12 protein-coding genes are annotated in these 12,536 nt (G+C 69.0%); 4 read left to right on the forward strand and 8 right to left on the reverse strand.

Annotated elements, in window-relative coordinates; all coding sequences use genetic code 11:
• The first annotated feature begins 5 nt into the window (after positions 1-5).
• On the forward strand, positions 6-2,198 hold the full coding sequence (locus tag Q7J26_RS01610; RefSeq protein WP_304934777.1) for a 3-hydroxyacyl-CoA dehydrogenase NAD-binding domain-containing protein: 2,193 nt from the start codon (positions 6-8) through the stop codon (positions 2,196-2,198).
• 352 nt (positions 2,199-2,550) lie between these two features.
• Here the strand turns inward: Q7J26_RS01610 and recA are convergent, their stop codons facing one another.
• From recA to Q7J26_RS01640, 6 genes are all read right to left on the reverse strand, one after another.
• Positions 2,551-3,630, reverse strand: coding sequence for a recombinase RecA (gene recA / locus Q7J26_RS01615; RefSeq protein ID WP_304934765.1), 1,080 nt, complete (start codon positions 3,628-3,630; stop codon positions 2,551-2,553).
• Positions 3,631-3,799: 169 nt separating this feature from the next.
• Entirely contained in the window at positions 3,800-5,683 is a 1,884-nt protein-coding gene (locus Q7J26_RS01620) for a M20/M25/M40 family metallo-hydrolase (protein ID WP_304934766.1), read from the reverse strand.
• 68 nt (positions 5,684-5,751) lie between these two features.
• The gene (locus Q7J26_RS01625; RefSeq protein WP_304934767.1) at positions 5,752-6,708 is read right to left on the reverse strand and encodes a right-handed parallel beta-helix repeat-containing protein; all 957 of its coding nucleotides are present in this window, start codon (positions 6,706-6,708) and stop codon (positions 5,752-5,754) included.
• Between the two features lies 1 nt (position 6,709).
• Positions 6,710-7,528 carry a PA-phosphatase gene (locus Q7J26_RS01630; RefSeq protein WP_304934768.1) on the reverse strand — a complete coding sequence of 273 codons (819 nt, stop codon included), beginning with the start codon at positions 7,526-7,528 and terminating at the stop codon, positions 6,710-6,712.
• The gene (locus tag Q7J26_RS01635; RefSeq protein ID WP_304934769.1) at positions 7,525-8,034 is read right to left on the reverse strand and encodes a hypothetical protein; all 510 of its coding nucleotides are present in this window, start codon (positions 8,032-8,034) and stop codon (positions 7,525-7,527) included. Before Q7J26_RS01635 ends, Q7J26_RS01630 begins: the two co-directional genes overlap by 4 nt.
• Positions 8,035-8,109: 75 nt before the next feature.
• Complete coding sequence (locus Q7J26_RS01640; protein ID WP_304934770.1) at positions 8,110-8,388, reverse strand: ribonuclease; 279 nt, start codon at positions 8,386-8,388, stop codon at positions 8,110-8,112.
• Between the two features lie 100 nt (positions 8,389-8,488).
• On the opposite strand from Q7J26_RS01640, the gene Q7J26_RS01645 reads away from it, so the two are divergent.
• Positions 8,489-9,493 (forward strand): LLM class flavin-dependent oxidoreductase, encoded by a 1,005-nt coding sequence (locus Q7J26_RS01645; RefSeq protein WP_304934771.1) that lies wholly within the window; start codon positions 8,489-8,491, stop codon positions 9,491-9,493.
• A 9-nt stretch (positions 9,494-9,502) separates the two neighbouring features.
• On the opposite strand, the gene Q7J26_RS01650 is transcribed toward Q7J26_RS01645, so the two are convergent.
• Positions 9,503-10,477 carry an alpha/beta fold hydrolase gene (locus Q7J26_RS01650; protein ID WP_304934772.1) on the reverse strand — a complete coding sequence of 325 codons (975 nt, stop codon included), beginning with the start codon at positions 10,475-10,477 and terminating at the stop codon, positions 9,503-9,505.
• A gap of 60 nt (positions 10,478-10,537) precedes the next feature.
• Between Q7J26_RS01650 and Q7J26_RS01655 the strand changes: the two genes are divergently transcribed.
• Positions 10,538-11,374 carry an aldo/keto reductase gene (locus tag Q7J26_RS01655; RefSeq protein ID WP_304934773.1) on the forward strand — a complete coding sequence of 279 codons (837 nt, stop codon included), beginning with the start codon at positions 10,538-10,540 and terminating at the stop codon, positions 11,372-11,374.
• Here the strand turns inward: Q7J26_RS01655 and Q7J26_RS01660 are convergent.
• Entirely contained in the window at positions 11,367-11,789 is a 423-nt protein-coding gene (locus tag Q7J26_RS01660; RefSeq protein ID WP_304934774.1) for an HIT domain-containing protein, read from the reverse strand. The two genes, Q7J26_RS01655 and Q7J26_RS01660, sit on opposite strands and share 8 nt — an antisense overlap.
• A 106-nt stretch (positions 11,790-11,895) precedes the next feature.
• Here Q7J26_RS01660 and Q7J26_RS01665 point away from each other — a divergent pair.
• Positions 11,896-12,536 (forward strand): malate dehydrogenase (locus tag Q7J26_RS01665; protein ID WP_304934775.1); only part of this gene is annotated, 641 nt, incomplete at its 3' end.

Here is a 12,536-nt window from a genome sequence, read left to right on the forward strand (position 1 = left end):
TGACTATGGAAAACTTCAAGATCGACATCGACGCCGACGGTATCGCCGTCATCGCCTTCGACGTCCCCGGCCGTTCGATGAACACCCTGACCAGCGCGGTCATGGCCGAGATCCCGGAACTGGTCGAACGGATCAAGACCGACGACGCCATCAAAGGCGCGGTCATCACCTCGGGCAAGCCTTCCGGCTTCTGCGCCGGCGCAGACCTGGGCGACATGGCCGGCGGCGTCCTGTCGGGCGGCGGCGACCTGCAGAAGGCGTTCGACTCCGCCTGGAAGCTGAACGGCGCCTTCCGCGCGCTGGAAACCTGCGGCAAGCCGGTGGCGGCGGCAATCAACGGCCTGGCCCTGGGCGGCGGGCTGGAGTTCACCCTGGCCTGCCACTATCGCGTGGTCGAGAACGACAACAAGATCCAGTTGGGCCTGCCCGAGATCAAGGTCGGCCTCTTCCCCGGCGGCGGCGGCACCCAGCGCCTGACGCGCCTGGTCGGCGTGCAGAACGCCATGATGGCCATGAGCGAGGGCAAGTCCTTCCGTCCCAACGACGCCAAGGGCGCCGGCATCGTCCATGAGGTGGTCGAGAAGGGCCAGTCGGTCGAGGCCGCCAAGACCTGGATCAAGAACGGCGGAAAAGCTGTCCAGCCGTGGGACGACAAGTCGTTCAAACTGCCCGGCGGCGGTCCTTACCACCCGGCCGGCATCCAGAACTTCATGGTCGGCAACGCCATGCTGCGCAAACAGTCCTACGGCAACTATCCGGCCGTGCTGAACCTGATGAAGGCCGTCTACGAAGGGACCCAGGTTCCGATGGACGCGGCCCTGCGGATCGAGACCCGCTATTTCATCAAGACCCTGATGACGCCTCAGGCCCAGGCCATGATCCGCAGCCTGTTCCTGTCCAAGCAGGAGCTGGACAAGGGCGCCGTGCGTCCGGCCGGCGTGCCCAAGTCCGATCCGAAGAAGGTCTCGGTCCTGGGCGCCGGCATGATGGGCGCCGGCATCGCCTATGTGCAGGTCATGGCCGGCATCGAGACGGTGCTGATCGACCAGACCCAGGAAGCCGCCGACAAGGGCAAGGCCCATGTCGAGGAACTGCTTAAGAAGCGTCTGTCGCGCGGTCAGATGACGCAAGACAAGTATGACGCCACCCTGGCCCTGGTCACGGCGACGACCGACTATGACCACATCAAGGGTTCGGACCTGGTGGTCGAGGCCGTGTTCGAAAGCCGCGAGATCAAGGCCGACGTCACCAAGCGCGCCGAAGCCCAACTAGCCGAGGGCGCCGTGTTCGGCTCCAACACCTCGACCCTGCCGATCACCGGCCTGGCCGAGGCCTCGGTTCGTCCCGAGGACTTCATCGGCATCCACTTCTTCTCGCCCGTCGACAAGATGATGCTGGTCGAGATCATCCTGGGCGAGAAGACGGGTCAGGCCGCCATCGCCAAGGCGCTGGACTATGTGCTGAAGATCAAGAAGACGCCGATCGTCGTCAACGACAGCCGCGGCTTCTACACCTCGCGCTGCTTCTCCACCTTCCTGATGGAAGGCATGGCGATGCTGGAGGAGGGTTACGGCCCGGCCCTGATCGACAATGTCGGGCGTATGACCGGCATGCCGCGCGGCCCGCTGGAGATGCACGACGACGTCGCCCTGGACCTGTCCTACAAGATCGCCAAACAGACGGCGCTGGACCTGGGCGACAAATACGTCCCGTCGGAAGGCGCCGACATCGTCGCCAAGATGGTCGAGGACGGACGCTTCGGCCGCAAGAACGGCAAGGGCTTCTACGACTATGACCAGAAGCCCAAGACGATCTGGAAGGGGCTGAGCGACCTGGCGCCGACCACCAAGGGCATCGACAAGCCCGAAGAGGCGACCGCCTTCGCCCAGATCGACGAACTGAAGACCCGCCTGCTTTATCGCCAGGCCGTCGAGGTCGCTCGTTGCTGGGAAGAGGGCGTCATCGACGACCCGCGCGAGGCCGACCTGGGCGCCATCCTGGGCTGGGGCTTCGCGCCCTGGACCGGCGGCCCGATCAGCATGATCGACGGCATCGGCCTGGCCCAGTTCGTGGAAACCGCCGACCGTCTGGCCGCGACCTACGGCGACCGGTTCAAGGTCCCGCAGTTGCTGCGCGACATGGCCGCCAAGAACGAGACCTTCTACGGCAAGTTCGCCCCGGAGAAGGCTGCCGCCTGATCGGTTGCGGACAGGGTTGAACGACGGAACGGGCGGCCTTCGGGTCGCCCGTTTTGGTTTGGCCGCCTCATCTTTCGTCATTCCGGGCGAAGGGCCCCTTGGCCCGCAGACCCGGAACCCAGCGGCGCGCGAGAGCGCGAACCTGTCGCGGACCAGTGTCCAACAGGGATGGGGCGGATAGATTTCGCCTTCGGCGCCGCTGGGTTCCGGGTCTGCGCTGCGCTGCGCCCGGAATGACGAAAGCAAAAAAGACCCGCCCGACACGAGGTCGGGCGGGTCGCTCCGCCGCCCCTCGCGGGGTCGGTGGCGGGTCGCTTGGGGCGACGGAGTGTCTAGGAAGGCGAGACGGTCGTCAGCCTTCGAGATCCTGGCCTTCGTCCGGCTCGGGCGTGCCCAGTAGTTCGTCGGCGATCTTGCTGGTCGAGGCGCGCACCGCCTTCTCGATCGAGATGGCGATGTCGGGGTTCTGTTTCAGGAATTCGCGCACATTCTCGCGGCCCTGACCGATCCGGGTGGAGTCATAGCTGAACCAGCTGCCCGACTTCTCGATCACCCCGGCCTTGACGCCCAGGTCGATGATCTCGCCCAGTTTGGAGATGCCCTCGCCGTACATGATGTCGAAGATGACCTCGCGGAACGGCGGAGCGACCTTGTTCTTGACCACCTTGACCCGGGTGGTGTTGCCGACCACCTCGTCGCGGTTCTTGATCGCGCCGGTGCGGCGGATGTCCAGGCGCACCGAGGCGTAGAACTTCAGCGCATTGCCGCCCGTCGTCGTCTCGGGGCTGCCGTACATGACGCCGATCTTGTGGCGGATCTGGTTGATGAACAGGACGATGCAGTTCGACTTGGAGATGGAGGCGGTCAGCTTGCGCAGCGCCTGGCTCATCAGACGCGCCTGAAGGCCCGGCAGGCTGTCGCCCATCTCGCCCTCGATCTCGGCGCGCGGCGTAAGCGCAGCGACGGAGTCGATCACCACGATGTCCACGGCGCCGGAGCGCACCAGGGTGTCGACGATCTCGAGCGCCTGTTCGCCGGTGTCCGGCTGGGACACCAGCAGGTCGTCCAGATTGACGCCCAGCTTCTGAGCATAGCCGGGGTCCAGCGCGTGTTCGGCGTCGACGAAGGCGGCGGTGCCGCCGGCCTTCTGAACCTCGGCCACCGTATGCAGGGCCAGGGTCGTCTTGCCCGAGGATTCAGGGCCGAACACCTCGATCACCCGCCCGCGCGGCAGGCCGCCGATGCCCAGGGCCATATCCAGGCCCAGGGATCCGGTGGACACCGAAGGGATCACGTCGGCGACCCCGCCCTTGCCCAGTTTCATCACCGAACCCTTGCCGAAGGCGCGATCGATCTGAGCGATCGCCGCCTCCAGGGCCCGTTGCTTGTCGCCGTCTTCCTTGCCCACCAGTTTCAAAGCCGCCTGTGCCATTGCCTTCGTCTCCCTTGCCATGATTCCCGTCAGAAGCTTGGGAGAGACCCGCCATGGACCCGCCCCCGTTTTTGTGAGGCCGACTATGTGCACGGTTTGTTCTAGTTCACAAGATGTTCTCATCGAGAACAGATGAGAACATTCGAACCCTACGTCCGTTTTTGACGCATCACGGAACGGCGACCGGCGCCTCAGCCGCCGGCTCGGCATGGCGTGCCGCCAGCGACAGGCCGCATCCGAGGATCAGCGCGGCCGCCGCCAGCCCGGCCAGGGTGTGGCGCGCCGCGCTTCCGGTCGGCGCCAAGGGCCGGGCCAGAGCGACGATCAGCACTGCGATCAGGCCCAGCGCCCCCGGCTGATCCATCCCCACGCCCAGGAAGACGAAATGGCCCAGCCCGGCCAGCCAGCCGCCGACGACCACAGTGGCGACCGCCGCGGGCGCCAGGGCCGCCCACGGCTCCAGCCGCGCCCCGATCCCCGCCGCCAGGGCCGCTGCGACCGCCGCCGCCAGTCCGGTCCAGACGAACAGCAAGGCCGCCTCGGGCGCTGCGGCCTGAACCCCGACGCCCAGGATCAGAACCAGGACGACGGCCCCCAGCCAGCCGCCCCAGACCGTCTCGTCCTCGCCGTCGGGCCACAGGCTCAGGACCACGGCCACCACGGCCGCGCCCAGCACCACAGGATTGAACCCGCCCAGACCCATGGCCAGGACCGCCGCCGCCGCGATCACCCCCGCCAGCAGCCGACGCCCGACCAGGGCCCGCCCCGCCAGCAGGGCGAACATCACCCCCAGCACGGCCAGACCCACGCCCGCCTCCATCCACGGCAGGCGGCGCAGCAGGACATAATAGGTCTCGGCCGAATCGATCCGACCGCCGACCGGCCCGGCCAGAACCCGCACCGCCTGGGCCACGACGATCCCGGCGGTCAGCAGCCAGACGCTCCCGCTCACCCCCTTGCCGAACTGCCGCAGGGTCAGGCCGGCGGCGTGGCGCGCGCCCCAGGCGGCGAACCCGGTCAACAGGAAGGCCAGCCCCAGCAGCCCCCATCCCGTCCCCGGCCCGTGCCGCAACACCCCCAGGCCGAAGATATCGGCATAGACGGCGTTCTGCGTCGCCTTCGGCAGGACCGGGGCCCGCACCAGGGCGTCGGTCATTTCCAGCGCCTGGGACCCGATATGTTGCAGACTGCCCTGGTCCAGGGCGTCCGGCGTCGAACTGGGAGAATGATACTGGGCCGGGCGGCCTATGAAGGCCAGATTGATCCCCGCCAGACCCCGGTCGGCGGCCAGGGTGAAGTCGGTGCCGTTGGGCATCAGCCGATAGACGAAGATGGCCAGGGCGTTGCTGGACGGCCCGCCCTGAGCGCGGCGGGTCGCCCGCGCATAAAGGTCGATGGTCTGGGCGTTGCCGGGGCCGGTCTCGAACATCATGGCCCGACCGCCGCCGCCGCGCGCCTCCAGGTTCACCACCGCCCCGACCCGGTCCCGCAGCGGATGTTCGCTGAAGAAGGCCCGCGCCCCGTCCAGGTTCAGCTCCTCTCCGTCGGTCAGCAGCACCACCAGCCCCCGGTCCGCCGGTCCCCGCGCCTTGATCGCTCGCACGGCCTCCAGCACCGCCGCCACGCCGCTGGCGTCGTCGGCGGCGCCCGGCGAACCCGGCACGCTGTCGTAATGGGCCATCAGCACCAAGAGGGGCAGACTGGGGTTCCGGCCGGGCAGGACGCCCACCAGATTGACCACCGACAGGCCTTCGATCGACTCGCCCCGGTCCTCGATCCGGCGCACGGCGGCGGGCGACAAGGCGCCGGCCTGAAGCGTCGGCGACAGGCCCAGTTGCGCCATTCGGCCGTACAGATAGGCCTGAACCAAGGCGTGATCGGTCGATCCGACGGGACGGGGCGAACGCGCCATGACCCGCACGTCCGCCATGGCGCGTTCCGCCGAAAATACGGTCGCGGCGGCGCCGGCGGGCGCGGGCCGGGGAGTCTGGGTCGTGACCACGGCCAACCCCAGCGCCGCCGCCAGGGCCGTCAACAACAAGACCAGCCGCATTAGATGCATCCCCCGAGGCGTCATCGCGCCAATAGGGCCGAGCGCGCGCCATTTCGCAAGTGCGGGTCTTAAGGTCGCGTGCGGTTCCGCTCGACCCGGTTGCCGGTCGCCCGGTCGCCGTCGTCGGCGCTGGACCCGAACGGATAGCCGGCGTCCTCGCCGCAATAGGACCGGTTCCCTTCGCGCGCGCCCACCACCACCCTCCGGGGCCGCAGCCAGCCCGCGCCGGAAAAGACATTGTCCGTGATCTGATTATAGGACGGCGTCTGGTGCCGGATCACCCCGTCCTCGCCGCAGTTGCGGTACAGGAAGACGCCGCCCCGACCGCCCAGGGCGAAACGGTTGCCGATGATGCGATTGGCGCCCGATCCGTCCACGGCGATCTGTTCGCGCCCGGTGCGGATGGCGAAGTCATTGTCCTGGATCACCGTCCCGGCGCTCTCGGCGTCCAGATAGACCGCGGTCGAGACCGACCGGCCCGAAAAGCGCGAGCGCGTCACCACGGTCTGCGTCACCCCCGGCCCGACATACAGGGGGATGGTCCCCACGCCCTCGAACCGCACCCGCTCCAGCATTGTGCCCAGGGGCGCCGCGCTCTGGGCCGCCGTCGTGTGATCGGGCGTCCGTGACGAGGCCAGCAGGTCGCGCATCGATCCGCCCGCCCCCATGCCCCAGATCCGCACATTGCCGACGACGGTGCAGTTGCGCACATAGGTCCGGACCGGACGGCTCCAGCCGTCGCCCTGACGCCGCGACCAGATCGCCACAGTCGGCGCCTGAGACGTCGCCACGGCCGCCGGTCGGATCACCCCGCCGCCGCAGTCGATCCCGGCGCCGGAGGCTTCGGCCCCCTCGATCAGAACCGGCCGCCGCACGGCGACGCCCGACAGGTCGGCGCGGCACAGCAGGCGATAGGGCTGGTCGGACGGCGTGGCCAGGTCGCGCACCTCGGCCGAATTGCAGGCGCGCGCGCCGGATGGCTCGCCCGCCTGAACTACCGCCAGCAGGATCAGGCCGCTCAACATATCAGGGCAGGGGAAGGGCCAGGGCCGCACGCTCGGCCGCACAGCCGGGATTGGTTCGCCCCGTCGCCCGCGCCGCCGCCAGTTCGTCGCGCGCCGCTGCGACCTGGACTTGGAAGTCCGGCGTGGCGGCGATCTCGGCTGTAACGGCCCGCCCCAGGGCCTCGCCCGCCGTTCCGTCGCTGGGATAGTCCATGGCGCAGATCTGGCGACTGAGGGCGATCTCATGGCCGATGCGCCGCACCTCCGCCGCCCGGTCCGGCGCGATCAGGGCCAGGACCTCGGCATAGGCGGTTCCCACCGCCGCGCCGGCCGATGGGGCGGACGGGCTGCGCCGCAGCGCCGGCGTCAGGGTCTGGCAGGCCCGGCGCGCGGGATCCTCGGCGACCGGCCGGGCGCGCACGCCTTTCGCCTGGGCCATCACAACCGCCGCCTGGGCGTCATGAAAGACCTTGGCCATCATACGGTCCAGCGCCGGGGTCTCGGCCGAGCCCAGCCGAACCCCCAAGGCGCAGTCGAAATGTTGAAGCGCCAGCGGCGGCCGCAGTTCGGCATGGGCGGTCGCCATCAGCCAGCGATCCGTATCCTCCAAGGCCTTAAACCGCGCCGACGCCGCCCGGTCGGCCGCATCCTGGGCCGACCCCGCCACGGGCGCGGGCGGCACGGCCTCGGCCAGGCGCGCGACGACGCCGGGCGACAGATAGCCGTCGTCGGTCGTGCTGAAGATCGGACGGGGCGACGGCCGCTCGGCCGGGGCGCAGGCCGCCAGGGGCAGCGAAGGCAGGATCACCGTCGCCGCGATCAGGGCGGCGACCGGTCTCACAGACCCGCGCTCCAGCTCAGTTGCACCGAAGTCTCGCCGCCGTCGCCGGGCGCCGCCACCACCTGAAGATTGGTCGCCCCAGCCTGGCCGCCTGCGGCGCCATAGGCGCGGGCGTCGCCCTGGTTCATGCCCATGACCGAGGTCAGACCCGCCTCCTCGGCGCGGGTGCGATAAAAGGCCACCACCTCGTCGGGCGTGGCGGCGGTGGTGAAGGTCACCAGACCGCCCTCGCCGTCCGGCCCGGCGGCGGTGGTCGCCGGTTGATCCAGGGCGGCGCCGGGATAAAGGGCCGCATAGGCGGGCGCGCCGGGCGCGGCCGGAACGGCGGCCGTCACCGCCTCGGGCGCAGGCGCAATCTCGCCCTCCGGCGGCGAAGCCGGGGCGGTCTTTTCCTCAGTCGCGGCGGTGGCCGCCTGGGCCGGCGCGTCTTCGATCTTGGACCGGTCGTCGCAACCCGCAAGGCAAAACAAGACTAAGGCGGCCGAGGCCGCCAGACGGCGTATCATCGGGGAATCGTCCCTTGGACCCATGGTCAAGACGCCACCGTGGCGCATGGATGCGGCCGCAGCAAGGCGTCGGCGTCAATCGTCGTGTTCGGTGCGGCTCTTGGCGTCAGCCGAGGCCCGTCCTTCTTCGGCCAAGGTCTCGTTGATTTCAAGCGAGTCAGGGTCATCGTCCGACCCGCTGGCCGACCCGCCGCGCAGCGAGCCGGCGCGAGTGTCCGATCCCGAGTCGCTGCCGTCCAACGCCTCGATCAAGGCGTCGGCCTTGTGTCCCAGGTCCGGTTTTTCGCCCATATCGGCGGCTTCGCGCGCATCCTCGCACTCGGCTTCGGTCTTTTCGGCGTCAACGTCCGTCATGGCTCATGTCTCCGGCTTCACCGGAGGTAAAGCGCCCGACCCGGTTGCGGTTCCCGGCCCCTGCCCTTGAACACCGGGCCGCAGCCCCGATCTAGGCGTCATGATCCCGTTCTCAGTTCTCGACCTCTCCCCCATCGTCGAAGGCGGCGACGCCCGCCGCGCCCTGGATGAAACCCTGGCCCTGGCCCAGGCCGCCGACCGGCTTGGCTATGAGCGGTTCTGGCTGGCCGAGCACCACAACATGCCCGGCATCGCGAGCGCCGCGACCGCCCTCGTCATTGGCCATGTGGCGGCGGGGACGCAGCGGATCCGCGTCGGCTCGGGCGGGGTCATGCTGCCCAACCACGCCCCCCTGGTGGTGGCCGAACAGTTCGGCACCCTGGAGACCCTTCACCCCGGCCGCATCGACCTGGGCCTGGGCCGAGCGCCCGGCAGCGACGGCGCCACCGTTCGCGCCCTGCGCCGCTATTTCGAGGGCGCCGAGCAATTCCCGCGCGACGTGGTCGAACTGATCCAGTGGTTCGAGCCCGCCTCGGACAACCAGCCCGTCCGCGCCGTCCCCGGCGCCGGCCTGCGCGTGCCGATCTGGCTTCTGGGGTCCAGCCTGTTCAGCGCCCAGTTGGCCGGTCAGCTGGGCCTGCCCTACGCCTTCGCCAGCCATTTCGCCCCCGAACTGCTGTTGGAGGCCCTGGCGCTTTATCGCCGCAGCTTCACCCCCTCCGACAGACTGGCCCAACCCTACGCCATGGCCGCGATAAACGTCTTCGCCGCCGAGACGGACGCGGAGGGCGTGCGACTATCCACCTCGATGCAACAGAGTTTCGCGCGTCTGTCGACCGGCAAGCCCGGCAAGCTGCCGCCCCCCGTCGACGACATCGCCTCGGTCCTGACCCCGCAACAGATCGAAAGCGCGCGCGGCCGCCTGCTCTATTCCGCCGTCGGCGGGCCGGAGACGGTGCGCAAACAGCTGACCGACTTCATCGCCCTGACCGGCGTCGATGAACTGATGGTCACCGGCATGGCCTTCGACAACGCCGCCCGTATCCGCAGCCTGGAGATCGTGGCGGAGGCTCGCGAACGGATGGAGACGGCGGAAGCGGCCTGACGAGCCGATTCAGCCCCGTCCGGTCAGAAACGCCAGCAACAGCGCGTTCACCTCGTCCGGCCGCTCCTGCTGGATCCAGTGGCCGGCGCCGGGCAGGACCACCGAATGCGTCAGGTTCGGGACCCAGTCCTTCAGCCCCGCCTCGGCCGAGCCGGCGTAATGCCGCACCGGGTCGTCCTCGCCGACGATGAACAGGGCCGGCTGGAGGATCTGCTGATCCTGGACGAAGGCCGTCAGCGACCAGTTCAGGTCGATGGCCCGGTACCAGTTCAGCGGCGCGTCGAAGCCGCCGGCCGTGAAGGCTTCGACATATTCGGCGAAATGGGCGGGGGTCATCCACGGCGGCAGGTCCGCGCCGTCATCGATGCTGTCCAGCAGGCCGACGCCCCGCGCCATGAAGCCGGTGGCCCGTTTCAAGGCCGGGGTGGCGCCGTCATAGGCCCAGAACAGCTTCCTCAGCGTCGTGACCGGATCGGCCTCCAGCGCCAGATGGGCGTCCGCCGCCTGGAACCGGCTGATATAGAGATCGCCCATCCCCGCACGCTCGGACAGGATGGCCATAACGGTCGTCGGCGGGCCCTGGGGCCGACGCGGCTGGAAGGGCACGGACAGGCCGGCCACCGCCGTGAACAGATCGGGACGCAGCAGGGCGCAGTGCCAGGCGACCGGCGCGCCCCAGTCGTGGCCCACAACGACGACGCTCGACTTGCCCAGCGCCCGCACCAGATCGACCATGTCCCCGACCAGATGCAGGATCGAACAGGCGTCAACGCCCTCGGGCTTGTCCGTACCGCCGTATCCGCGCATGTCCGGGGCCGCGACGTGGTATCCTGCCGCCGATAGGGCCTCGACCTGGGCTCGCCAGCTGATCCCCAGTTCGGGGAAACCATGGATCAGCAGGACCAATGGCGCGTTGGGGTCTTCGAAGCCCGCCTCCAGCACCTGTTGGACAAGGCCGTCGGTCTTGATAAGCCGGGTGCGCATTCCAACCTCCCCCTCCCTTGCCAAGGCGGCGTTTCCCGCCGCTCATCGAACAGGACGGACATGACCCGCCTCGTCACCTTTGCAGACGGTACGACCGTTCCCGCCCTGGGCCAAGGCACCTGGGAGATGGGCGACGACCCCGCCTGGCGCGACGAGGAGCAGCAGGCCCTGGCGCGCGGCATTGACCTGGGCCTGACCCTAATCGACACGGCCGAGCTCTATGGCGACGGCCGCTCCGAACGCCTGGTGGGCGAGGTCATCGCCGGACGCCGCGACGAGGTCTTTCTGGTGTCCAAGGTCCGGCCCGACAATGCCTCGGAAATGAAGATGATGCTGGCCTGCGAGAAGTCGCTGGAACGGCTGGGGACCGACCGGCTGGACCTCTACCTGCTGCACTGGGAAGGCAATGTGCCGCTGGAGGAGACGGTCGAGGCGTTCCGCGAACTGGTCGACGAGGGCATGATCGCCCGCTGGGGCGTGTCCAATCTGGATATGCGCACCATGGAGCGGCTGATGGAGATCGAGGGGGCCGAGGACTGCGCCGTCAACCAGCTGCTCTATAATCTGGGCTCGCGCGGGGTGGAGTTCGACCTGCTGCCCTGGATGCAGGCCCGCGACATGCCGATGATGGCCTATTCGCCCCTGGGGCGCGGCGAATTGCTGGAACAGCCGCTGATCCGCGACATCGCCAACCGCCACAGCGCCGACCCGGCTCAGGTGGCGCTCGCCGCCATCCTGCGCCACGACGGGGTCATCGCCATTCCCAAGGCCAGTTCGGTCGAACACGTCGAGGCCAACGCCGACGCCCTGGAGATCCAGTTCGACCTCGAGGACATCGAACGCCTCGACGAAGCCTTCCCCCCGCCCACGCGCGAGACGCCGCTGGATATTATTTGAGGGCGCGCGGCGGCTCATCGCCCGCGATCAACTCCAAAAGCCGCGCCCGCTCATCATCCGCATAGGGAACCGCCGCCCCCCGCCCCCAGACCGGATCGGGCCACAGGCCGTCGTCGCGACGGCGGCCGACCACATGGACGTGCAGCTGGGCCGTCACATTGCCGATGGCCCCCACGTTCAGCTTTTCGACCGTTCCCAGCCGCCGCACCAAGGCCCCGGCCCGCACCGTCTCCTCGATCAGCACGGCCCGCTGTTCGACGCTCAAGTCCTCAAGCTCCACCGCCCCCGCGACGCGCGGGATCAGGATCACCCAGGGGAAGCGGGCGTCGTCCTGAAGCCGCACCTGGCACAGCGGCCATTCGGCGGCGGCGACGGAGCCGGCTTCGAAGGCGGGGTCTGGACGAAAGTCGGTCATTGCGGCTCCTCGACAAAGCCCCGCCAGCCTTGCAGCGCGGCCGATGCGGGTCTAGACCGCCCGCACGATTAATCCCCATTCGCACACGCAATAAACGGAGACATCCATGGCTCGCGCGAAGATCGCCCTCATCGGCGCCGGCATGATCGGCGGCACCCTGGCCCACGTGGCCGCGCGCGAAGCGCTGGGCGACGTCATCCTGTTCGACATCGCTGAAGGCACCCCCCAGGGCAAGGCGCTGGACATCGCCGAGGCCACCGCCGTCTTCGGCTCGGACGTGGCCCTGAAGGGCGCGAACGAGTACGCCGACATCGCGGGCGCCGACGTCTGCATCGTCACCGCCGGCGTGCCGCGCAAGCCGGGCATGAGCCGCGACGACCTGATCGGCATCAACCTGAAGGTCATGAAGGCCGTCGGCGAGGGCATCAAGGCGCACGCTCCCGACGCCTTCGTCATCTGCATCACCAACCCGCTCGACGCCATGGTCTGGGCCCTGCAGCAGTTCTCGGGCCTGCCCAGGGAGAAGGTCGTCGGCATGGCCGGCGTGCTCGACTCGGCGCGCTTCCGCTACTTCCTCGCCGACGAATTCAATGTCTCGGTCGAAGACGTCACCGCCTTTGTGCTCGGCGGCCACGGCGACACCATGGTGCCGCTGACCCGTTACTCGGCGGTGGCCGGCATTCCGGTGCCCGATCTGGTCAAGATGGGCTGGTCGACGCAGGCCCGCATCGACGAGATCGTCACGCG

The organism is Brevundimonas sp., from assembly GCF_030656255.1.
GTDB lineage: Bacteria > Pseudomonadota > Alphaproteobacteria > Caulobacterales > Caulobacteraceae > Brevundimonas.